Source organism: Burkholderia sp. Se-20373, assembly GCF_017104705.1.
Lineage (GTDB): Bacteria > Pseudomonadota > Gammaproteobacteria > Burkholderiales > Burkholderiaceae > Burkholderia.
Map to the genome: position 1 here is coordinate 32252 of NZ_JAAGPH010000019.1, position 18735 is coordinate 50986.

Consider the following 18735-nt stretch of genomic DNA (forward strand, 5'->3'; position numbering starts at 1 on the left):
GCCCGGTAGCCTTCGGTAAAACCGCCGTATTGTACAATATCGTGTTGAAAGCTCCGGCGCCTATCGGGGCTACCCCGCCTCCACCAAGCGGCTCGCGCCGCCCGTCCTTCCGGTTCCCATGGCCTTTCTGCTCCATCAAGCCCGCTTCTACACGACCGTCAACCATCTGCGCGACCTGCCGCCGACGGTCCAGCCGGAAATCGCGTTCGCGGGCCGCTCGAATGCCGGCAAGTCGACGGCGATCAACGTGCTGTGCAACCAGAAGCGGCTCGCCTTCGCGTCGAAGACGCCCGGCCGCACGCAGCATATCAACTACTTCTCCGTCGGCCCGGCCGCCGAGCCCGTCGCGAACCTCGTCGACCTGCCCGGCTACGGCTATGCGGAAGTGCCCGGCGCCGCCAAGGCGCATTGGGAAATGCTGCTGTCGTCCTACCTCGCGACCCGCTCGCAGCTCTGCGGCCTGATCCTGATGATGGATTCGCGCCGTCCGCTGACCGATCTCGACCGCCGCATGATCGAGTGGTTCGTGCCGACCGGCAAGCCGATCCACACGCTGCTGACGAAGTGCGACAAATTGACGCGGCAGGAAAGCATCAACGCGCTGCGGACCACGCAAAAGGGGCTCGATGCGTATCGTGACCAGGGCGTCCAGGGCAAGCTGACGGTCCAGCTGTTCTCGGCGATGAAGCGCATTGGGCTCGACGAGGCGCACGAATTGATCGAAAGCTGGGTGCGGCCGTCCGTCGCCGACGAAAAAAGCGAGCCTGTAGCACAATGATCGGGCAACGCGCGGCCGGGATCGGCGGCGCGCACCTGACGGCGCCTGCGGTTTCGGCCGGCTCATAAAAAAACCCGCCGTTGAACGGCGGGTCAAACAGCCTAATCGAAAAACGACAGGCACCCGCTCAGGGAGGAGAAGCGGGGAGCTGCACGCGACGCGTGCCGCTCGATCGCTATCATATACCAACGCTCCCGAAAATGACCTAAGGGTTCCGTAAGGTCTTACTGCCCTGATTTCTACCCAATCGCCATGAGCTTCCATCCGCTTCATCGTCCGCGCCGGATGCGCCGCGACGACTTCTCCCGGCGCCTGATGCGCGAAAACCGTCTGACCACTGACGACCTGATCTATCCGGTGTTCGTCGTCGAAGGCACCAACGAACGGCAGCCGGTGCCGTCGATGCCCGGCGTCGAACGCGTGTCCGTCGATCTGCTGATGCAGGTCGCCGAACAGTGCGTCGAACTCGGCGTGCCCGTGCTGTCGCTGTTCCCGGCCATCGAGCCGTCGGTGAAAACGCCTGACGGCCGCGAGGCAGCCAATCCGGAAGGCCTGATCCCGCGCGCGGTGCGCGAGCTGAAGAAGCGCTTCCCCGAACTCGGCGTGCTGACCGACGTCGCACTCGATCCGTACACGAGCCACGGCCAGGACGGCGTGCTCGACGAAAACGGCTACGTGATCAACGACGACACGATCGAGATCCTGATCGACCAGGCGCGCGCGCAGGCGGAAGCCGGCGTCGACATCGTCGCCCCGTCGGACATGATGGACGGCCGCATCGGCGCGATCCGCGAAATGCTGGAAAGCGACGGCCATATCCACACGCGGATCATGGCCTATTCGGCCAAGTTCGCGTCGGCGTTCTACGGCCCGTTCCGCGACGCGGTCGGCTCGGCGTCCAATCTGGGCAAGGGCAACAAGATGACCTACCAGATGGATCCGGCGAACAGCGACGAAGCGCTTCGCGAAGTGCGCCTGGACATCGACGAAGGCGCCGACATGGTGATGGTCAAACCCGGCATGCCGTACCTCGACATCGTGCGCCGCGTGAAGGACGAGTTCCGCTTCCCGACCTACGTGTACCAGGTGAGCGGTGAATACGCGATGCTGAAGGCCGCCGCGATGAACGGCTGGCTCGATCACGACAAGGTCGTGCTCGAATCGCTGCTCGCGTTCAAGCGTGCGGGCGCCGACGGCGTGCTCACGTACTTCGCACTCGACGCCGCGCGCCTGCTGAAAGCGCAACGCTAAGCGCCTGCCGGCAGGTGGAAACAAAAAACGGCGGGACACTTCGGTGTCCCGCCGTTTTTTGTTTGATGTCGACCGAGGCCGTTTGCCTTGTCGATCGTCAATTCATGCCACGCAAACGCGCCGGTTCGCCACCGGCGCGCATGGTCATACCGTCGGGACCGCAGCCCGGTCGAGGCTGCGCAGGAACGTCTCGGCCGCCTGATAGCCGACCACGCGCCCGATCTCGTTGCCGCTTCGATCGAAGAAGATGATGCCCGGCGGGCCGAACAGGTTGAAGCGCTTCAGCAGCGCCTGGTCATCCGGGTTGTTCGCGGTGACATCCGCGCGCACGAGGTGAAGTTGCGCGAGCCGCGCCTGCACGCGCGCGTCGGTAAACGTCAGATGCTCCATCTCCTTGCAGCTCACGCACCAGTCGGCGTAGAAGTCGAGCATCACGGGCCGGCTCGCCGTCTTCAGCAGCGTGTCGAGTTCGCCGCTCGAGCGCACCGATGCGAACGCGGGCCCTTCCTGACCAGCGGCCGCGCCTGCCGCCGCCGTACCACCCGACGCAACCGTGCGTGCCGCCAGCACCGCCAGCGGCTTGACCGGATCGGTCGATCCCGCGGCCAGGCCGACGAGCAGCGTGGCCGCCCAGATCGCGAGCGCAGCACCCACGCCACGGCCAAGGCGACGCCAGATCGACGTGGCGCCGGCATTCGGCGTGAACAACCCGAGCGCCGCGGCCGCGATCAGCAGCCACAACGCAGCGAGCACCATCTTCAGGCCACCGGCCAGCACCGGCCACACGATCCACAGCGCGGCTGCGAGCAGCACGATGCCGAAGAACACCTTCACGCCGTCCATCCATGCGCCGGCACGCGGCAGTACCGTCCCGGCCCCGACGCCGACGACCAGCAGCGGCACGCCCAGCCCCAGCCCCATCGCGAACAATGCAGCGCCGCCGAGCAGCGCATTGCCCGTGTGCGCGATGAAGGCGAGCACCGCGAACAGCGGCGCCGTCATGCATGCGCCGACGACCAGCGCGGACAGCGCACCCATCGCCGCGACCGCGACGAAATGGCCGCCCTGGCGCGCACTCGATGCCTCGGCCGCGCCGTTCTGCCAGCGCGCGGGCAGCGCGATGTCCTTGCCCGAGATCAGCGAGACGGCAAACGCGGTCAGCAACACGCCGAACGCACCGAGCACCCACGGGTTCTGCAGCCACGCGCCGAGGCTCTGGCCGACCAGCGCCGCGGCGATGCCGAGCACCGTGTAGACCAGCGCCATGCCGACCACGTAGGTCAGCGACAGCGCGAAACCGCGCGCATGCGTCGCCCGCGTGCCCTGGCCGATGATGATCGCCGACACGATCGGAATCATCGGATACGAACACGGCAGAAGGCTCAGCACGACGCCCGCGACGAAATACAGTCCGACGATCGTGAAGAAGCCGTGCCCCTCGAGCAGCGACTGCGCAAAATCGGCGCTGGTGACCTTGTCGAACCAGCTGCCCGCGGCAGCCGTATCGCCGGACGTCGGCGACGACGAGGCGGCGCCCAGCGCGGCGCCGTCGACCTTCACGACATGCTCGGCCGGCGGATAACAGATGCCCTCGTCCGCGCACCCCTGCGACGTCACCGCGAGCTCGAACGGGCCGGACGCCTGCTTGACGGGCACGTGCACGACGACTTCGTCACGGTAGGTCTCGACATCCTTCTGGAACGTCTGGTCGAACTTCACGTGGCCAGCCGGAAATTGCGGATCGCCGAGCGTCGCCTGTCCGCTCTTCACCGCGAACGCGAACCGCTCGCGGTACAGGTAGTAGCCGTTGGCGACCTTGAAGCGGACGTCCACCTGTCCCGGCGATTCGCTCGCACTGAACTTGAACGCCACCGACGGATCGAGGAAATCGTCGGCCGCGCGCGCGACCGACAGGCCGCCCAGCACGAGCATGAACGACAACAGGACTGCGAGGAATCGCAGCGCGCGCACGCGCACGGGAAGGGCCATACCGTTAAACATGAAATAGACGTTGAGTTTCGCTGGTCACCCACTGGCCGTACGCGGCCGATGCCGTCGTCTGCCACGAGACGATTTCGGGCGTCTCGTAAGGATGATGCGCGAGAATAAATCGCTCCAGTTCGAGCGCCCGCACGGGGCTCGTCTTGAACAGCAACTGGATCTCGTCGGCCGTTTCGACCTTGCCCTGCCAGTGGTAGCGCGACTTGATCGCGCCGAGCTCCGACACGCACGCGGCAAGCCGCGCATCGAGCGCACCGTCTGAAAGCGCCTTGGCGGTCTCGGTATCGGGCACCGTCGTCAGCATCAGCACCACTATCATCCGCGCCCTCCTGGCTGGTCTATCGGCTCCCGCCGACACGGATTGCCCACCTGGGACGCGCGCGGGCTGCCCCGTATCGTAGCGCAGCCCGCGCAACGCTGCCGGCACCGCCCTGCGACAATCGATCGCAGCCGGCGCCGGAAAAACAAAAAGGGCCAAGCAATTGCTCGGCCCCTTTCAGATACTGCTGCGTACCGGAAGCTTACTCAGCTTCTTGCACGTTTTCCGTTTCGTCGACTTCCGGACGATCGAGCAGCTCGACCAGTGCCATCGGCGCGTTGTCACCCACGCGGAAGCCGAACTTCAGCACGCGCAGGTAGCCGCCCGGACGGTTCGCGAAACGCGGACCGAGCACGTCGAACAGCTTCGCCACCGAGTCACGATCGCGCAGGCGGTTGAACGCCAGGCGACGGTTTGCCAGCGACGGCTTCTTGCCGAGCGTGATCAGCGGCTCGACGACTTTACGGAGTTCTTTCGCCTTCGGCAGCGTCGTCTTGATGACTTCGTGCTCGATCAGCGAGTTGGACATGTTACGGAGCATAGCCAGACGGTGGCTGCTCGTGCGGTTCAGTTTCCGCAGACCATGACGATGGCGCATTTCAGTTTCCTTGATTCAAAGTTTTGATCCAGCTCTTCTATCGCACCTCGATGGGTGCACGGGCCGGTAACGAAAAAAGCAAGATGCGGATTTTAAAGGAAAATCCGCATCTTTGCCAACTACAGCAACAACCAGGCTTACTTGTCGAGACCAGCCGGCGGCCAGTTTTCGAGCTTCATGCCCAGCGTGAGACCGCGCGAAGCGAGCACTTCCTTGATCTCGTTGAGCGACTTGCGACCGAGGTTCGGCGTCTTCAGCAGCTCGTTTTCCGTGCGCTGGATCAGGTCGCCGATGTAGTAGATGTTCTCGGCCTTCAGGCAGTTCGCCGAACGAACCGTCAGCTCGAGATCGTCCACCGGACGCAGCAGGATCGGGTCGATCTGCGGTGCACGCGACGGCGCTTCGGCTGCCGTTTCCGTGCCTTCCAGCGCCGCGAACACGGACAGCTGGTCGACCAGGATGCGGGCCGATTGACGGATCGCTTCTTCCGGCGTGATCACACCGCTCGTCTCGATGTTCATCACGAGCTTGTCCAGGTCGGTACGCTGCTCGACACGTGCGCTTTCGACTGCGTAGCTCACGCGGCGAACCGGCGAGAACGATGCGTCGAGGACGATGCGGCCGATGATCTTGGCCGTGTCTTCGCCGTAGCGACGAACGTTGCCGGGCACATAGCCGCGACCCTTTTCGATCTTGATCTGAACGTCGAGCTTGCCGCCCTTCGACAGGTGCGCAATCACGTGATTCGGGTTGATGACTTCGCAGTCGTGAGCCAGCTCGATATCGCCGGCCGTGACAACGCCTTCACCTTCCTTGCGCAGCGTAACCGTCACTTCGTCACGGTTATGCAGCTTGAACACCACGCCCTTCAGGTTCAGCAGCAGGTTGACGACGTCTTCCTGCACGCCATCCAGCGTCGAGTACTCGTGCACCACGCCCGCGATCGTCACTTCGGTCGGCGCGTAGCCGACCATCGACGACAGCAGCACGCGGCGAAGCGCATTGCCCAAGGTGTGGCCGTAACCGCGTTCGAACGGTTCCATGACCACCCTCGCGTGGTTCTCGCCCAGCGATTCCACGGCGATGATCTTGGGTTTCAGCAAACTGGTTTGCATGGGCTTTCCTTTTCAATACCCTCGGCTCGTTACACCGATAAGGCTGACCGGTAACAACCAGAAAATAAACAGCCGAGGCCCCTCCTTGCGCAACGCAATCGGGGTACCTCGGCCGTCAATCGGATTAACGCGAATACAATTCGACGATCAGGCTTTCGTTGATGTCGCCTGCGATTTCAGCGCGTTCCGGCATTTGCTTGAACGTGCCTTCGAACTTCTTCGCATCGACTGCAACCCAGCTCGGCATGCCGCCTTGCTCGGCCAGCGACAGCGCTTCGACGATACGCGCCTGCTTCTTCGCCTTTTCGCGGATCGCGACGATGTCACCTGCCTTCACTTGCTGCGACGGGACGTTCGCAACGACGCCGTTCACGGTGATCGACTTGTGGCTCACCAGCTGACGCGCTTCAGCGCGGGTCGAGCCGAAGCCCATGCGATACACGACGTTGTCGAGACGCGACTCGAGCAATTGCAGCAGGTTTTCACCCGTGTTGCCCTTGCGGCGGTCGGCTTCAGCGAAGTAGCGGCGGAACTGACGCTCCAGCACGCCGTAGATACGCTTGACCTTCTGCTTTTCGCGCAGCTGCGTACCGTAGTCGGACGTACGTGCGCCCGAGGTACGGCCGTGCTGACCCGGCTTGCTGTCGAGCTTGCACTTGTCGGCGAGCGAGCGGCGCGCGCTCTTCAGGAACAGGTCGGTGCCTTCACGGCGGGACAGCTTGGCCTTCGGGCCGATATAACGTGCCACTTTGCATTCCTCTATCAATCAGTCACGCAGATCTGAATCCGCGCTAGTTCGCGCCCTTTGGGGCGAACGGTGGGCTTAGTCAATCAAAAAAGCAACGCCCGTCGACGCTGAGCGGCGACAGGCAATGTGCTAGCACGAACGTGCCAGCACACCTTTAGATACGACGACGCTTCGGCGGACGGCAGCCGTTGTGCGGAATCGGGGTGACGTCCGAAATCGCGGTGATCTTGATGCCGAGGCCGTGCAGTGCACGCACTGCCGACTCACGACCCGGGCCCGGGCCCTTGATCCGCACTTCCAGATTCTTCACGCCGTATTCCATCGCGACGCGGCCAGCCGACTCGGCTGCGACCTGGGCAGCGAACGGCGTCGATTTGCGCGAGCCCTTGAAGCCCTGACCGCCCGACGTCGCCCATGCCAGTGCGTTGCCTTGGCGATCGGTGATCGTGATGATCGTGTTGTTGAACGACGCGTGAACGTGAACCACGCCTTCAGCGACGTTCTTCTTAACCTTCTTGCGAACGCGTTGCGCCGCGGTGTTCGAAGCCTTAGCCATTACGTTTTCCTGTAACTGTCAGTTCCGCTTACTTCTTCAGCGCTTGCGCTGCACGACGCGGACCCTTGCGAGTACGTGCGTTCGTACGCGTACGCTGACCGCGCATCGGCAGGCCCTTGCGATGACGAACACCACGGTAGCAACCGAGGTCCATCAGGCGCTTGATGTTCATCGTCACTTCACGGCGCAGATCGCCTTCGACGACAAACTTGCCCACTTCTTCACGCAGCTTTTCCAAGTCTGCGTCGGTCAAGTCCTTGACCTTCTTCGAAAAATCGACGCCAGCTGCCACGCAGATGCTGCGCGAACGGGTGCGGCCGACACCAAAGATTGCCGTCAGGCCGATCTCGGTGTGCTGGTGATTCGGGATGTTAACCCCTGCGATACGAGCCATTGTTTTTCCTCAAACAAAAAGCGCAAACAAACGCGCGGTCAGCCTTGGCGCTGCTTGTGGCGCGGATCCGAGCTGCAGATCACGCGAACGACGCCTTTGCGCTTGATGATCTTGCAATTGCGGCAAATGCGCTTAACCGATGCCATCACTTTCATGATAATACCCTTTTTTCAAATCACTTCGCCCGGAACACGATCCGCGCACGAGACAGATCGTAAGGCGTCAATTCAACCGTCACCTTGTCGCCCGGCAGGATGCGGATGTAGTGCATCCGCATCTTTCCGGAAATATGCCCCAACACGACATGGCCGTTTTCCAGCTTCACACGGAAGGTCGCATTCGGGAGGTTTTCAATCACCTCACCCTGCATCTGGATTACATCGTCTTTGGCCATAGTCCTTTCAACGCATCGGGATGTTGCCGCCCTTGAAGTTCGCCTTCTTGAGCAGTGACTCATACTGTTGCGACATAACGTACGACTGCACCTGCGCCATAAAGTCCATCGTGACGACGACAATGATCAGCAGCGACGTTCCACCAAAATAAAACGGCACGTTCCAGCGCAGCACCAGAAACTCCGGCAGCAAACACACGAAGACGATGTAGATCGCACCGGCCAGCGTCAGACGCGTGAGGATGCGGTCGATATATCGTGCGGTCTGATCGCCCGGACGAATGCCCGGAACAAACGCGCCGCTCTTCTTCAGGTTGTCTGCGGTTTCCCTGCTGTTGAACACCAGTGCGGTGTAGAAGAAGCAGAAAAACACGATCGCCAGCGTGTACAGCAGCACATAGACCGGCTGGCCCGGCTTCAGCGCTTCCGCAACGTTATGCAACGTATTGGAAATCCAGCTTCCCGTCGGCTGACCGGTACTGAACCAGCCGAGAATCGTTGCCGGGAACAGAATGATCGACGATGCGAAGATCGGCGGAATCACACCCGACATGTTCAGCTTCAGCGGCAGATGCGACGACTGCCCACCGTAGATCTTGTTGCCGACCTGGCGCTTCGCGTAGTTCACGAGGATCTTGCGCTGACCGCGTTCGATGAACACGACCAGGTAAGTCACCGCAGCAATCAGGACGACGATGATGATCGCCGAAATGATGCTCATCGAACCCGTACGCACCAGCTCGAACAACCCACCGACGGCATTCGGGAACCCTGCTGCGATCCCGCCGAAGATGATGATCGAGATACCGTTGCCCAGACCACGCTCGGTAATCTGCTCGCCGAGCCACATCAGGAACATCGTACCGGTAACCAGCGTCACGACCGTCGTCAGACGGAACAGCATGCCGGGGTCAGTAACGAGGCCCGGCTGGTTTTCCAGCGCAGCCGCGATACCGAACGCCTGGAAGGTCGCGAGCACCACGGTGAAATACCGCGTGTACTGCGTGATCTTCCGTTGCCCTGCCTGCCCTTCCTTCTTCAGCGCCTCGAGCTGCGGCGAGACAATCGCCAGCAACTGCATGATGATCGACGCCGAGATGTACGGCATGATCCCCAGCGCAAAGATCGTGAAGCGGGAAAGCGCGCCACCCGAGAACATGTTGAACATGCCCAGGATGCCGCCCGCCTGGCTCTGGAACAGCTTCGCCAGTTGATCCGGATCGATGCCCGGCACGGGAATGTGCGCGCCGATGCGATAGACGATCAGCGCCAGGAGCAAGAACATTGCTCGCCGGCGCAGATCGCCGAATTTCGCCGTGCTTCGACCGGGTTTTGCAAGACTCGGGCTGTTAGCCAAGTACCTTCTCCGATGAATGCAAGTGACGACGCGCTACGCGTGTCACTCGGCGAACGAACCGCCAGCCGCTTCGATCGCAGCGCGCGCACCCTTGGTGGCACCGAGACCCTTCACGACGATCTTGCGCTTCAGTTCGCCCGTCGCGATGATCTTCGCGCTCTTCGTCAGCTCACCGACCAGGCCGGCTTGCTTCAGTGCGAGCAGATCGATCTCATCGACCGGCAGCTTCTCGAGGTCGCTCAGGCGCACTTCACCGACGAATTCCTTCGTCAGCGACGTGAAGCCGCGCTTCGGCAGACGACGTTGCAGCGGCATCTGACCGCCTTCGAAACCGACTTTGTGGAAGCCGCCCGAACGCGATTTCTGACCCTTGTGACCACGGCCAGCCGTCTTGCCGAGGCCCGAACCGATGCCACGGCCGACGCGACGCTTGGCGTGCTTGGCGCCAGCTGCCGGCTTCAGGTTATTCAATTCCATATCAACTCCTTGATCCGTAGGGCCGCTTACGCGATGACCTTAACGAGGTACGAGACCTTGTTGATCATGCCGCGGACCGCCGGCGTGTCCTGAAGCTCGCTGACCGAATTGAGTCGGCGCAGGCCCAGGCCACGCACGGTCGCGCGGTGCGATTCGCGGGTCCCGATCAGGCTCTTAACGAGCTGAACCTTGACAGTTTTTTCAGACATGGTGACCACCCGGGCTTAGCCCAAAATTTCTTCGACGGACTTGCCGCGCTTCGCCGCGATGTCTGCCGGGGTGGACTGCTTGCGCAGACCGTCCAGCGTGGCGCGAACGAGGTTGTACGGGTTCGTCGAACCGTGGCTCTTCGCCACGACGTTCTGAACGCCCATCACGTCGAACACTGCGCGCATCGGGCCGCCGGCGATCACGCCCGTACCTGCCTTCGCCGGAGCGAGGAGGACAGCGGATGCGCCATGCTTGCCGTGCACTTCGTGTTGCAGCGTGCCGTTCTTGAGCGGCACCTTGAACATGTTGCGGCGAGCTTGTTCCATTGCCTTCTGGACAGCGACCGGCACTTCCTTCGCCTTGCCCTTGCCCATACCGATGCGGCCGTCACCGTCGCCAACCACGGTCAGTGCGGCGAAGCCGAGAATACGGCCACCCTTCACGACCTTGGTCACGCGATTGACCGAAATCATCTTTTCGCGAAGGCCGTCGTCGCGCTCGTCAGCCTGAACTTTCGCTTGCATCTTTGCCATGACGAATTCCTTCCTTAGAACTTGAGCCCAGCTTCGCGAGCTGCCTCAGCCAGCGCCTTGACGCGGCCGTGGTAGCGGAAGCCCGAGCGGTCGAAGGCGACGGATTCGATGCCGGCAGCCTTTGCCTTTTCGGCAATACGCTTGCCGATCAGCGTCGCGGCATTGACGTTGCCGCCCTTGCCCGACTTGTCGGCCAGTTCTGCGCGCACTTCTGCTTCGAGCGTCGACGCGCTGGCGAGCACCTTGGTGCCGCACGGCGAGAACACTTGAGCGTAGATGTGCGTGTTCGTGCGATGCACGGCGAGACGCGCGACCTGCAGCTCAGCGATCTTGATACGCGTCTGGCGAGCGCGGCGCAGGCGAGATTGAGTCTTATCCATGATTGCGCACCCTTACTTCTTCTTCGTTTCTTTGAGGATCACAACCTCGTCGGAATAGCGCACGCCCTTGCCCTTGTAGGGTTCCGGCGGACGGTAACCGCGGACTTCCGCAGCCACTTGACCGACTTGTTGCTTGTTGATCCCCTTGATCACGATTTCGGTTTGCGTCGGGGTTTCTGCCTTGACGCCTTCCGGCATCTGGTGCACCACCGGGTGCGAGAAACCCAGCGACAGGTTCAGCTTGTCGCCTTGCGCTTGCGCACGATAACCGACGCCAACCAGCGTCAGCTTGCGCTCGAAACCCTTGGTCACGCCGTGCACGGCATTCGCGATAATCGCGCGCATCGTGCCCGACAGTGCATTTGCTTCGCGGCTTTCGTTCACCGGCGACAGGTTCAGCGTGCCGTCGTTGTTCGCCACGTTCACGAGCGGATTGATCGCTTGCGTGATGGTGCCCAGCGGGCCCTTGACGGTGATCGCACCGTCGGCCAGCTTGACTTCCGCGCCTTGCAGCGCGATCGGGCTCTTACCTACTCGAGACATGTTTCTCTCTCCTCGGCTTTAAGCGACGTAGCAGATGACTTCGCCGCCGACGCCGGTAGCGCGCGCCTTGCGGTCGGTCATCACGCCCTTGGGCGTCGACACGATTGCCACACCGAGGCCATTCATGACCTGCGGGATGTCGTTACGGCCACGGTACACGCGCAGGCCAGGCTTCGACACGCGTTCGATGCGTTCGATGACCGGACGGCCAGCGTAGTACTTCAGCGCGATATTCAGTTCGGACTTCGCACCTTCCGCCTTCACGGCGAAATCGTCGATATAGCCTTCGTCTTTCAGGACTTGCGCGATTGCAACCTTGACTTTCGACGAGGGCATCGACACCGATACCTTCTCGACCATCTGCCCGTTGCGGATGCGAGTCAGCATATCGGCGATAGGATCACTCATGCTCATTTACGTTTCTCCTATTACCAGCTCGCCTTGGTCAGGCCAGGAATCTCGCCACGGAATGCGATTTCACGAATCTTGTTACGCGCGAGGCCGAATTTACGGAACGTGCCACGCGGACGGCCCGTGATCGCGCAGCGGTTACGCTGGCGGGTCGGGTTTGCGTTGCGGGGCAGTTGCTGCAGCTCAAGGCGTGCTTCGTAGCGCTCTTCTTCCGACTTGCTTTGGTCTTCGACGATCGCCTTCAGCGCATCGCGCTTTGCTGCGAACTTCGCGACCAGGCGGGCGCGCTTCTTTTCACGTTCGATCAGTGCCAGTTTAGCCACGGTAACCTCAGTTTCTGAACGGGAACTTGAAGCTGGCGAGCAGAGCCTTTGCTTCGTCGTCGGTCTTCGCAGTCGTCGTGATGCTGATGTTCAGCCCACGCAGTGCGTCGATCTTGTCGTAGTCGATTTCGGGGAAAATGATCTGCTCTTTCACACCGATGTTGTAGTTGCCACGGCCATCGAAAGCACGACCCGACACGCCGCGGAAGTCACGCACGCGGGGCAGGGCAACCGTCACGAAACGGTCGAGGAATTCGTACATCGCTTGGCCACGCAGCGTCACCATCGCGCCGATCGGGTAGCCCTGGCGGATCTTGAAGCCTGCGATTGCCTTGCGTGCCTTGGTCACGACCGGCTTCTGACCAGCGATCTTCGTGAGGTCGCCAACGGCGTTCTCGATGATCTTCTTGTCAGCGATCGCTTCGCCAAGACCCATGTTCAGCGTGATCTTGGTGATGCGCGGCACTTCCATGACCGACTTGTAACCGAACTTCTCGATCAGGCCGGGCACAACCTTTTCTTTGTAAAACTCTTGAAAACGAGCCATTTTTTACTCCGCTGCGTCAGGCGCTCAGTACAGCACCGGTCGTCTTCAGGAAGCGAACCTTCTTGCCTTCCTCGACCTTGATGCCAACACGCGACGCCTTGCCATTCGCGTCGACCAGTGCGACGTTCGAAATATGCAGGGGCATCGTCTTCGCTTCCACGCCGCCCGTCGTACCCTTCATCGGGTTCGGCTTCACATGCTTCTTGACGAGGTTGATACCTTCAACCGTCACATGCTCTGCACCGACAGCCAGCACGACGCCGCGCTTGCCCTTGTCCTTGCCAGTGACGACGATGACTTCGTCACCTTTGCGAATCTTGTTCATCGCGACTCCTTACAGCACTTCCGGCGCCAGCGAAACGATCTTCATGAATCGTTCGCTACGCAGCTCACGCGTGACCGGCCCGAAAATACGGGTGCCGATCGGCTCGAGCTTGTTATTCAAAAGCACAGCGGCGTTGCCGTCGAACTTGATCAGCGAGCCGTCTTGACGGCGCACGCCCTTGGCGGTGCGGACCACCACGGCGTTGTAAATTTCGCCTTTCTTCACGCGCCCGCGCGGCGTTGCCTCTTTGACGCTCACCTTGATGATGTCGCCAATGCCGGCATAACGACGCTTCGAGCCGCCGAGCACCTTGATGCACAGGACTTCACGTGCACCCGTGTTGTCGGCTACTTCGAGCCGAGATTCGGTCTGGATCATGGTTTGTCTTTCCCAACTTAATCCGGATGCACCACCATGATGCATTCGGTCAGTCTTGGTCCCGTCAGCCAATCGGCTGCTTGGGTTGGAACAGCAGCGACGGCAAACGAAACCCGCCATCGCAATTCGGTGAATCTTTCGGACAGGCAGGCGCCAGTCCGCTTCCCCCACCAACTTCGCCCGCGACGGGGCTCCCATAAAGAGGGAAGACCAGGATTATAACAAATAATCCTGGTCACGCAAGCAAATACTTTGCGATTTCAAGCACTTCGAGGAGAAGTGCCTGTTACTGCCTACTGCGCTGCCCGCTTAGATGACGCGAGCTGCTTCGACGAGGCGCGACACCGTCCAGGCCTTCGTCTTCGAAACAGGACGAGTTTCCTGGATTTCGACGAGATCGCCTTCGTTGTAGGTGTTCGCTTCATCGTGCGCGTGATACTTCTTCGAACGCACGACATACTTGCCGTAGATCGGGTGCTTGACGCGGTGCTCGATCAGCACGGTGACGGTCTTGTCCATCTTGTTGCTGACGACCCGACCGACCAGCGTCCGCTTCAGCGAGGTTTTCACGCTATCGTTCATTTCTGGTTCGCCTTCTGAGTCATGACGGTCCGCACACGTGCGATGTCGCGACGAACCTTCTTCAGCTGGCTCGTGTTCGTGAGCTGCTGGGTCGCGAGTTGCATGCGCAGGCCGAATTGCGCCTTCAGCAGGTCCGCCAGCTCCTTGTTGAGCGCGGCCTGGTCTTTCTGGAGAAGTTCGGAAGCCTTCATATTTTCTCCTTAGGCGCCGAGCTGGCGCACGATGAACGCCGTCTTCAGCGGCAGCTTGGCTGCAGCCAGACGGAACGCTTCGCGTGCCAGTTCTTCGGTTACGCCGTCCATTTCATAGAGCATCTTGCCCGGCTGAATCTCGGCGACGTAGTACTCCGGGTTACCCTTACCGTTACCCATACGCACTTCGGCCGGCTTCTGCGAAATCGGCTTGTCCGGGAAGATCCGGATCCAGATGCGGCCACCACGCTTGATGTGACGCGTCATTGCACGACGCGCCGCTTCAATCTGGCGTGCGGTCAGACGACCGCGACCGATAGCCTTCAGGCCGAATTCACCGAACGACACTGCGTTACCGCGCGTCGCCTTGCCGGTGTTACGACCCTTCTGCTCTTTACGATACTTTCTGCGTTTCGGTTGCAGCATCGTTATTCTCCAGTCTTGCCGTCTTCGGGCTTGCCGGCGCCGCGGCGCGGTGCGCCACGACGAGCACCCGGAGCGCCGCCTTCGCCGTCACGGCGCGGACGACGGTCGCCCGGACGCGCATTGCGACGCGGACGCTTGTCTTCGGCTACTTCTTCCACCACCGGTGCGTCGTTGCGGCCGAGCGTGTCGCCCTTGTAAACCCACACCTTGACGCCGATGATCCCGTAGGTCGTCTTCGCTTCCGAGGTTGCGTAGTCGATATCGGCACGCAGCGTGTGAAGGGGCACGCGACCTTCGCGATACCACTCCGTACGGGCGATTTCGATACCGTTCAGACGGCCCGCGCTCATGATCTTGATGCCTTGGGCACCCAGACGCATCGCGTTCTGCATCGCACGCTTCATCGCGCGACGGAACATGATCCGGCGCTCGAGCTGTTGCGTGATCGAGTCAGCGATCAGCTGAGCATCGGTTTCCGGCTTGCGGATTTCTTCGATGTTGACGTGAACCGGAACGCCCATGCGGCGTTGCAGTTCCGTCTTCAGCTGCTCGATATCCTCGCCCTTCTTGCCGATGACCACACCCGGACGCGAGCTGTAAATCGTGATGCGCGCGTTCTTCGCCGGACGCTCGATGACGACCCGACCGACCGAAGCGTTCTTCAGCTTCTTCTTCAGGTATTCACGAACACCGATGTCTTCCTGCAGCATCGCCGCGAAATTGTTGTTGTTCGCGTACCAACGCGAAGCCCAATTGCGGCTGACAGCCAGGCGGAAGCCAGTCGGATGAATTTTCTGTCCCATCGTATGGCTCCTTAATTCCCGACCGTCACAGTGATGTGACAGGATTGCTTCTCGATGCGGTTACCGCGGCCCTTGGCGCGCGCGGTGAAACGCTTGAGCGATGCAGCCTTGTCGACGTAGATGCTCTTGATCTTGAGCTCGTCGATATCAGCGCCTTCGTTGTGCTCCGCATTCGCGATTGCCGACAGCACAACCTTCTTCACGATGCCAGCCGCCTTCTTCGGCGAGAACGTCAGAACGTTCAGCGCCTTGTCGACCGGCAAACCGCGGATCTGGTCAGCCACAAGGCGCGTTTTCTGCGCCGAGATGCGGGCACCGCGATGAATTGCTTTCACTTCCATCTTGATTGCCCCTTATTTCTTGGCCTTCTTGTCGGCTGCGTGACCCTTGAACGTACGGGTCAGTGCGAACTCGCCAAGCTTGTGGCCGACCATGTTTTCCGAGATGTACACCGGAACGTGTTGACGGCCGTTGTGAACAGCGATCGTCAGGCCGATGAAATCCGGCAGAATCGTCGAGCGACGCGACCAGGTCTTGATCGGCTTTTTGTCGCGCGAAGCTGCAGCCGCCTCAACTTTCTTCAGCAAATGGGCGTCGCAGAACGGACCTTTTTTAACAGAACGTGCCATTGCCTACTCCTTAACGCTTGTGACGGCGCTGGACGATCATCGTCGTCGTGCGCTTGTTGCTACGGGTGCGATAACCCTTAGCCGGCGTACCCCACGGGCTGACCGGATCGCGACCTGCAGCCGTCTTGCCCTCACCACCACCGTGCGGGTGATCAACCGGGTTCATCGCAACGCCACGCACCGTCGGGCGGATACCGCGCCAGCGGTTCGCGCCAGCCTTGCCGATCTGGCGCAGGCTATGCTCTTCGTTGCCGACTTCACCGATCGTTGCACGGCACTCGATGTGCACGCGGCGGATTTCGCCCGAACGCAGACGAACCTGCGCGTAGACACCTTCACGTGCGAGCAGCATGGCCGACGTACCGGCCGAACGCGCCATTTGCGCGCCCTTGCCCGGCAGCATCTCGATGCAGTGGATCGTCGTACCGACCGGAATGTTGCGGATCGGCAGCGTGTTGCCTGCACGGATCGGCGCTTCCGAACCCGACATCAGCTGTTGGCCGACGGTCAGGCCCTTCGGGGCGATGATGTAGCGACGTTCGCCGTCTGCGTAGAGCACCAGCGCGATGTTCGCGCTACGGTTCGGGTCGTACTCGAGACGCTCGACCTTTGCCGGAATGCCATCCTTCGTGCGACGGAAATCGACGATACGGTAGTGCTGCTTGTGACCACCACCCTTGTGACGCGTGGTGATACGACCGTTGTTGTTACGGCCGGCGGTCGAGCTCTGCGAGTCGAGCAGCGCCGCGAACGGCTTGCCCTGGTGCAGGTTCTTGTTGACCACCTTGACCATCGCGCGGCGACCCGGCGATGTCGGCTTAACTTTAACGATTGCCATGATTACTTGGCCTCCGCTTCAAAGTTGATTTCCTGGCCGGGCTTCAGGCAAACGTACGCCTTCTTCACGTCCTTGCGGCGGCCCATCGAACGGCCAAAGCGCTTCTGCTTGCCCTTCTGAACCAGCACGTTGACGGAATCAACTTCAACCTTGAACAGCAGCTCGACAGCCGCCTTCACTTCCTGCTTCGTGGCATCCGGTGCGACTTCGAACACGACTTGCTCGTTCTTGTCGGCAACCAGCGTCGCCTTTTCCGAGATCACCGGCGCGAGCAGGACCTGCATCAAACGATGATCGTTCTTGCGAATCTCGCTCATGACAGCAACTCCTCGATCTGGGCGACCGCAGCCTTCGTGACCAGCACTTTCTTGAAGTAGATCAGCGACAGCGGGTCAGCGTAGCGCGGCTCGACAATCGCCACGTGCGGCAGGTTGCGCGAAGCCAGGTACAGGTTCTCGTCGACCGTATCCGTAATGATCAGCACGGAGTCGAGACCCATGGTCTTGAATTTTTCGGCCAGCAGCTTGGTCTTCGGCGCTTCGAGGATGATGTCCTCGACGACCGACAGACGGCCTTCACGGGCCAGCTGCGAGAAGATCGAGCAGAGGCCTGCGCGATGCATCTTCTTGTTGACCTTGTGCGAGAAGTTTTCTTCCGGCGAATTCGGGAAGATACGACCACCGCCACGCCACAACGGGCTCGACGACATACCGGCACGAGCGCGGCCCGTACCCTTCTGGCGCCACGGCTTCTTCGTCGTGTGCTTGACTTGCTCACGGTCCTTCTGTGCGCGGTTACCCTGGCGAGCATTCGCCTGGTAAGCGACGACGACCTGGTGGATCAGCGCTTCGTTGTAGTCACGACCGAACACGACGTCCGATGCGTTGACCACTGCACCTTCCTGACCATTTTCGTTCAGGAGCTTGAGTTCCATTATTTCGCCCCCTTGGTCTTGACGGCCGGCGTCACGAAGACCTTGCCGCCCTTCGCGCCCGGAATCGCACCCTTCACGAGCAGCAGCTTGCGCTCTGCGTCGATACGGGCGATTTCGAGGTTCTGCACCGTCACCGTCACGTCACCCATGTGACCCGTCATGCGTTTACCCGGGAAAACACGACCCGGATCCTGCGCCATACCGATCGAGCCCGGCACGTTGTGCGAGCGCGAGTTACCGTGCGTGGCACGGCCGGAGGAGAAGTTGTAACGCTTGATCGTACCGGCGTAGCCCTTACCGATCGACACGCCTTGCACGTCGACCTTCTGGCCCACTTCGAAAAGATCAGCACCAACCACGGCGCCATTCGACAGCTCAGCTGCCTTGGCCGCGTCAATGCGGAATTCCTTGAGGATTTCACCGGCTTCGACACCGGCTTTGGCGAGATGACCTGCCAGCGGCTTCGTCACGCGCGAGGCACGACGGGAGCCGAATGCAACCTGCACGGCCGTGTAGCCGTCGGTTTCAACAGTCTTGATCTGCGTCACGCGGTTGTCCGACACGTCCAGCACGGTGACGGGAATCGAATCCCCTTCCGCCGTGAAGATACGGGTCATGCCAACCTTGCGACCTACGAGTCCAAGGCTCATCATTTTCTCCATTCCCGACTGCGATTGGTCGGGGCTGATTTACA

At 61.1% G+C, this 18735-nt stretch carries 32 protein-coding genes; 2 read left to right on the plus strand and 30 right to left on the minus strand.

Going from position 1 to position 18735, the window contains the following annotated elements; translation table 11 throughout:
- Window positions 1-118: 118 nt before the first annotated feature.
- The gene (gene yihA / locus G3N96_RS09535; protein ID WP_089444802.1) at window positions 119-778 is read left to right on the plus strand and encodes a ribosome biogenesis GTP-binding protein YihA/YsxC; all 660 of its coding nucleotides are present in this window, start codon (window positions 119-121) and stop codon (window positions 776-778) included.
- Window positions 779-1030: 252 nt separating this feature from the next.
- Complete coding sequence (hemB, locus tag G3N96_RS09540) at window positions 1031-2029, plus strand: porphobilinogen synthase (RefSeq protein WP_089424302.1); 999 nt, start codon at window positions 1031-1033, stop codon at window positions 2027-2029.
- Between the two features lie 144 nt (window positions 2030-2173).
- Here the strand turns inward: hemB and dsbD are convergent, their stop codons facing one another.
- The 30 genes from dsbD to rplC form a co-directional block, all read right to left on the minus strand.
- Window positions 2174-4030, minus strand: a complete 1857-nt coding sequence (dsbD, locus tag G3N96_RS09545) for a protein-disulfide reductase DsbD (protein WP_206137043.1) — start codon at window positions 4028-4030, stop codon at window positions 2174-2176.
- The gene (gene cutA / locus G3N96_RS09550; RefSeq protein ID WP_206137044.1) at window positions 4023-4349 is read right to left on the minus strand and encodes a divalent-cation tolerance protein CutA; all 327 of its coding nucleotides are present in this window, start codon (window positions 4347-4349) and stop codon (window positions 4023-4025) included. Before cutA ends, dsbD begins: the two co-directional genes overlap by 8 nt.
- 202 nt (window positions 4350-4551) lie before the next feature.
- A complete protein-coding gene (rplQ, locus tag G3N96_RS09555; RefSeq protein WP_006477175.1) occupies window positions 4552-4947 on the minus strand; it encodes a 50S ribosomal protein L17 in 396 nt (131 codons plus the stop codon).
- A 137-nt stretch (window positions 4948-5084) separates the two neighbouring features.
- A complete protein-coding gene (rpoA, locus tag G3N96_RS09560; protein WP_006477176.1) occupies window positions 5085-6062 on the minus strand; it encodes a DNA-directed RNA polymerase subunit alpha in 978 nt (325 codons plus the stop codon).
- A 124-nt stretch (window positions 6063-6186) separates the two neighbouring features.
- Window positions 6187-6810, minus strand: a complete 624-nt coding sequence (rpsD, locus tag G3N96_RS09565; protein WP_021161733.1) for a 30S ribosomal protein S4 — start codon at window positions 6808-6810, stop codon at window positions 6187-6189.
- 154 nt (window positions 6811-6964) lie between these two features.
- Complete coding sequence (gene rpsK, locus G3N96_RS09570) at window positions 6965-7366, minus strand: 30S ribosomal protein S11 (protein WP_004197937.1); 402 nt, start codon at window positions 7364-7366, stop codon at window positions 6965-6967.
- A 28-nt stretch (window positions 7367-7394) separates the two neighbouring features.
- On the minus strand, window positions 7395-7760 hold the full coding sequence (gene rpsM, locus G3N96_RS09575; protein WP_006477178.1) for a 30S ribosomal protein S13: 366 nt from the start codon (window positions 7758-7760) through the stop codon (window positions 7395-7397).
- Window positions 7761-7798: 38 nt separating this feature from the next.
- Window positions 7799-7915 carry a 50S ribosomal protein L36 gene (rpmJ, locus tag G3N96_RS09580; RefSeq protein WP_004199844.1) on the minus strand — a complete coding sequence of 39 codons (117 nt, stop codon included), beginning with the start codon at window positions 7913-7915 and terminating at the stop codon, window positions 7799-7801.
- A gap of 20 nt (window positions 7916-7935) precedes the next feature.
- Window positions 7936-8154, minus strand: a complete 219-nt coding sequence (gene infA / locus G3N96_RS09585; RefSeq protein WP_004521905.1) for a translation initiation factor IF-1 — start codon at window positions 8152-8154, stop codon at window positions 7936-7938.
- Between the two features lie 7 nt (window positions 8155-8161).
- Window positions 8162-9511 (minus strand): preprotein translocase subunit SecY, encoded by a 1350-nt coding sequence (gene secY, locus G3N96_RS09590; RefSeq protein ID WP_006482915.1) that lies wholly within the window; start codon window positions 9509-9511, stop codon window positions 8162-8164.
- 42 nt (window positions 9512-9553) lie between these two features.
- A complete protein-coding gene (rplO, locus tag G3N96_RS09595) occupies window positions 9554-9988 on the minus strand; it encodes a 50S ribosomal protein L15 (RefSeq protein WP_006477180.1) in 435 nt (144 codons plus the stop codon).
- 26 nt (window positions 9989-10014) lie between these two features.
- Window positions 10015-10197: a 50S ribosomal protein L30 gene (gene rpmD / locus G3N96_RS09600; protein ID WP_006400644.1), complete on the minus strand. Its 183-nt coding sequence runs from the start codon at window positions 10195-10197 to the stop codon at window positions 10015-10017.
- Window positions 10198-10212: 15 nt separating this feature from the next.
- Window positions 10213-10731 (minus strand): 30S ribosomal protein S5, encoded by a 519-nt coding sequence (gene rpsE / locus G3N96_RS09605; protein ID WP_006482895.1) that lies wholly within the window; start codon window positions 10729-10731, stop codon window positions 10213-10215.
- 14 nt (window positions 10732-10745) lie between these two features.
- Window positions 10746-11111, minus strand: coding sequence for a 50S ribosomal protein L18 (rplR, locus tag G3N96_RS09610; RefSeq protein WP_006477183.1), 366 nt, complete (start codon window positions 11109-11111; stop codon window positions 10746-10748).
- Window positions 11112-11123: 12 nt separating this feature from the next.
- On the minus strand, window positions 11124-11654 hold the full coding sequence (gene rplF, locus G3N96_RS09615; RefSeq protein WP_085042828.1) for a 50S ribosomal protein L6: 531 nt from the start codon (window positions 11652-11654) through the stop codon (window positions 11124-11126).
- Window positions 11655-11672: 18 nt separating this feature from the next.
- The gene (rpsH, locus tag G3N96_RS09620) at window positions 11673-12068 is read right to left on the minus strand and encodes a 30S ribosomal protein S8 (protein ID WP_011350677.1); all 396 of its coding nucleotides are present in this window, start codon (window positions 12066-12068) and stop codon (window positions 11673-11675) included.
- Window positions 12069-12082: 14 nt separating this feature from the next.
- Window positions 12083-12388 (minus strand): 30S ribosomal protein S14, encoded by a 306-nt coding sequence (gene rpsN, locus G3N96_RS09625; RefSeq protein WP_011350676.1) that lies wholly within the window; start codon window positions 12386-12388, stop codon window positions 12083-12085.
- A gap of 7 nt (window positions 12389-12395) precedes the next feature.
- The gene (gene rplE, locus G3N96_RS09630; protein WP_006477186.1) at window positions 12396-12935 is read right to left on the minus strand and encodes a 50S ribosomal protein L5; all 540 of its coding nucleotides are present in this window, start codon (window positions 12933-12935) and stop codon (window positions 12396-12398) included.
- A 16-nt stretch (window positions 12936-12951) separates the two neighbouring features.
- Entirely contained in the window at window positions 12952-13260 is a 309-nt protein-coding gene (rplX, locus tag G3N96_RS09635; protein WP_006477187.1) for a 50S ribosomal protein L24, read from the minus strand.
- 9 nt (window positions 13261-13269) lie between these two features.
- Window positions 13270-13638, minus strand: coding sequence for a 50S ribosomal protein L14 (gene rplN / locus G3N96_RS09640; RefSeq protein WP_006482918.1), 369 nt, complete (start codon window positions 13636-13638; stop codon window positions 13270-13272).
- Window positions 13639-13947: 309 nt separating this feature from the next.
- The gene (rpsQ, locus tag G3N96_RS09645) at window positions 13948-14220 is read right to left on the minus strand and encodes a 30S ribosomal protein S17 (RefSeq protein ID WP_006477189.1); all 273 of its coding nucleotides are present in this window, start codon (window positions 14218-14220) and stop codon (window positions 13948-13950) included.
- On the minus strand, window positions 14217-14411 hold the full coding sequence (gene rpmC / locus G3N96_RS09650) for a 50S ribosomal protein L29 (protein ID WP_006400652.1): 195 nt from the start codon (window positions 14409-14411) through the stop codon (window positions 14217-14219). Before rpmC ends, rpsQ begins: the two co-directional genes overlap by 4 nt.
- Window positions 14412-14420: 9 nt before the next feature.
- The gene (gene rplP / locus G3N96_RS09655; protein WP_006482873.1) at window positions 14421-14837 is read right to left on the minus strand and encodes a 50S ribosomal protein L16; all 417 of its coding nucleotides are present in this window, start codon (window positions 14835-14837) and stop codon (window positions 14421-14423) included.
- A gap of 2 nt (window positions 14838-14839) precedes the next feature.
- A complete protein-coding gene (gene rpsC, locus G3N96_RS09660) occupies window positions 14840-15640 on the minus strand; it encodes a 30S ribosomal protein S3 (protein ID WP_006482899.1) in 801 nt (266 codons plus the stop codon).
- Window positions 15641-15651: 11 nt separating this feature from the next.
- Window positions 15652-15981 carry a 50S ribosomal protein L22 gene (rplV, locus tag G3N96_RS09665; RefSeq protein WP_004199272.1) on the minus strand — a complete coding sequence of 110 codons (330 nt, stop codon included), beginning with the start codon at window positions 15979-15981 and terminating at the stop codon, window positions 15652-15654.
- A 12-nt stretch (window positions 15982-15993) separates the two neighbouring features.
- Window positions 15994-16269, minus strand: a complete 276-nt coding sequence (rpsS, locus tag G3N96_RS09670) for a 30S ribosomal protein S19 (protein WP_004199273.1) — start codon at window positions 16267-16269, stop codon at window positions 15994-15996.
- A gap of 10 nt (window positions 16270-16279) precedes the next feature.
- The gene (rplB, locus tag G3N96_RS09675) at window positions 16280-17107 is read right to left on the minus strand and encodes a 50S ribosomal protein L2 (protein WP_006482900.1); all 828 of its coding nucleotides are present in this window, start codon (window positions 17105-17107) and stop codon (window positions 16280-16282) included.
- A gap of 2 nt (window positions 17108-17109) precedes the next feature.
- Window positions 17110-17424, minus strand: a complete 315-nt coding sequence (gene rplW, locus G3N96_RS09680; protein ID WP_004199275.1) for a 50S ribosomal protein L23 — start codon at window positions 17422-17424, stop codon at window positions 17110-17112.
- The gene (gene rplD, locus G3N96_RS09685; RefSeq protein ID WP_011350675.1) at window positions 17421-18041 is read right to left on the minus strand and encodes a 50S ribosomal protein L4; all 621 of its coding nucleotides are present in this window, start codon (window positions 18039-18041) and stop codon (window positions 17421-17423) included. The genes rplW and rplD overlap by 4 nt, the downstream gene beginning before the upstream one ends.
- On the minus strand, window positions 18041-18691 hold the full coding sequence (gene rplC / locus G3N96_RS09690) for a 50S ribosomal protein L3 (protein WP_006482922.1): 651 nt from the start codon (window positions 18689-18691) through the stop codon (window positions 18041-18043). Before rplC ends, rplD begins: the two co-directional genes overlap by 1 nt.
- Window positions 18692-18735: the final 44 nt, after the last annotated feature.

Bases quoted from the DNA above. Each gene is read 5' to 3' on its own strand.
- yihA (WP_089444802.1), top strand. From the start codon at position 119: ATGGCCTTTCTGCTCCATCAAGCCCGCTTCTACACGACCGTCAACCAT.
- hemB (WP_089424302.1), top strand. From the start codon at position 1,031: ATGAGCTTCCATCCGCTTCATCGTCCGCGCCGGATGCGCCGCGACGAC.
- dsbD (WP_206137043.1), bottom strand. From the start codon at position 4,030: ATGTTTAACGGTATGGCCCTTCCCGTGCGCGTGCGCGCGCTGCGATTC.
- cutA (WP_206137044.1), bottom strand. From the start codon at position 4,349: ATGATAGTGGTGCTGATGCTGACGACGGTGCCCGATACCGAGACCGCC.
- rplQ (WP_006477175.1), bottom strand. From the start codon at position 4,947: ATGCGCCATCGTCATGGTCTGCGGAAACTGAACCGCACGAGCAGCCAC.
- rpoA (WP_006477176.1), bottom strand. From the start codon at position 6,062: ATGCAAACCAGTTTGCTGAAACCCAAGATCATCGCCGTGGAATCGCTG.
- rpsK (WP_004197937.1), bottom strand. From the start codon at position 7,366: ATGGCTAAGGCTTCGAACACCGCGGCGCAACGCGTTCGCAAGAAGGTT.
- rpsM (WP_006477178.1), bottom strand. From the start codon at position 7,760: ATGGCTCGTATCGCAGGGGTTAACATCCCGAATCACCAGCACACCGAG.
- rpmJ (WP_004199844.1), bottom strand. From the start codon at position 7,915: ATGAAAGTGATGGCATCGGTTAAGCGCATTTGCCGCAATTGCAAGATC.
- infA (WP_004521905.1), bottom strand. From the start codon at position 8,154: ATGGCCAAAGACGATGTAATCCAGATGCAGGGTGAGGTGATTGAAAAC.
- rplO (WP_006477180.1), bottom strand. From the start codon at position 9,988: ATGGAATTGAATAACCTGAAGCCGGCAGCTGGCGCCAAGCACGCCAAG.
- rpmD (WP_006400644.1), bottom strand. From the start codon at position 10,197: ATGTCTGAAAAAACTGTCAAGGTTCAGCTCGTTAAGAGCCTGATCGGG.
- rpsE (WP_006482895.1), bottom strand. From the start codon at position 10,731: ATGGCAAAGATGCAAGCGAAAGTTCAGGCTGACGAGCGCGACGACGGC.
- rplR (WP_006477183.1), bottom strand. From the start codon at position 11,111: ATGGATAAGACTCAATCTCGCCTGCGCCGCGCTCGCCAGACGCGTATC.
- rplF (WP_085042828.1), bottom strand. From the start codon at position 11,654: ATGTCTCGAGTAGGTAAGAGCCCGATCGCGCTGCAAGGCGCGGAAGTC.
- rpsH (WP_011350677.1), bottom strand. From the start codon at position 12,068: ATGAGCATGAGTGATCCTATCGCCGATATGCTGACTCGCATCCGCAAC.
- rplE (WP_006477186.1), bottom strand. From the start codon at position 12,935: ATGGCTCGTTTTCAAGAGTTTTACAAAGAAAAGGTTGTGCCCGGCCTG.
- rplX (WP_006477187.1), bottom strand. From the start codon at position 13,260: ATGAACAAGATTCGCAAAGGTGACGAAGTCATCGTCGTCACTGGCAAG.
- rplN (WP_006482918.1), bottom strand. From the start codon at position 13,638: ATGATCCAGACCGAATCTCGGCTCGAAGTAGCCGACAACACGGGTGCA.
- rpsQ (WP_006477189.1), bottom strand. From the start codon at position 14,220: ATGAACGATAGCGTGAAAACCTCGCTGAAGCGGACGCTGGTCGGTCGG.
- rpmC (WP_006400652.1), bottom strand. From the start codon at position 14,411: ATGAAGGCTTCCGAACTTCTCCAGAAAGACCAGGCCGCGCTCAACAAG.
- rplP (WP_006482873.1), bottom strand. From the start codon at position 14,837: ATGCTGCAACCGAAACGCAGAAAGTATCGTAAAGAGCAGAAGGGTCGT.
- rpsC (WP_006482899.1), bottom strand. From the start codon at position 15,640: ATGGGACAGAAAATTCATCCGACTGGCTTCCGCCTGGCTGTCAGCCGC.
- rplV (WP_004199272.1), bottom strand. From the start codon at position 15,981: ATGGAAGTGAAAGCAATTCATCGCGGTGCCCGCATCTCGGCGCAGAAA.
- rpsS (WP_004199273.1), bottom strand. From the start codon at position 16,269: ATGGCACGTTCTGTTAAAAAAGGTCCGTTCTGCGACGCCCATTTGCTG.
- rplB (WP_006482900.1), bottom strand. From the start codon at position 17,107: ATGGCAATCGTTAAAGTTAAGCCGACATCGCCGGGTCGCCGCGCGATG.
- rplW (WP_004199275.1), bottom strand. From the start codon at position 17,424: ATGAGCGAGATTCGCAAGAACGATCATCGTTTGATGCAGGTCCTGCTC.
- rplD (WP_011350675.1), bottom strand. From the start codon at position 18,041: ATGGAACTCAAGCTCCTGAACGAAAATGGTCAGGAAGGTGCAGTGGTC.
- rplC (WP_006482922.1), bottom strand. From the start codon at position 18,691: ATGAGCCTTGGACTCGTAGGTCGCAAGGTTGGCATGACCCGTATCTTC.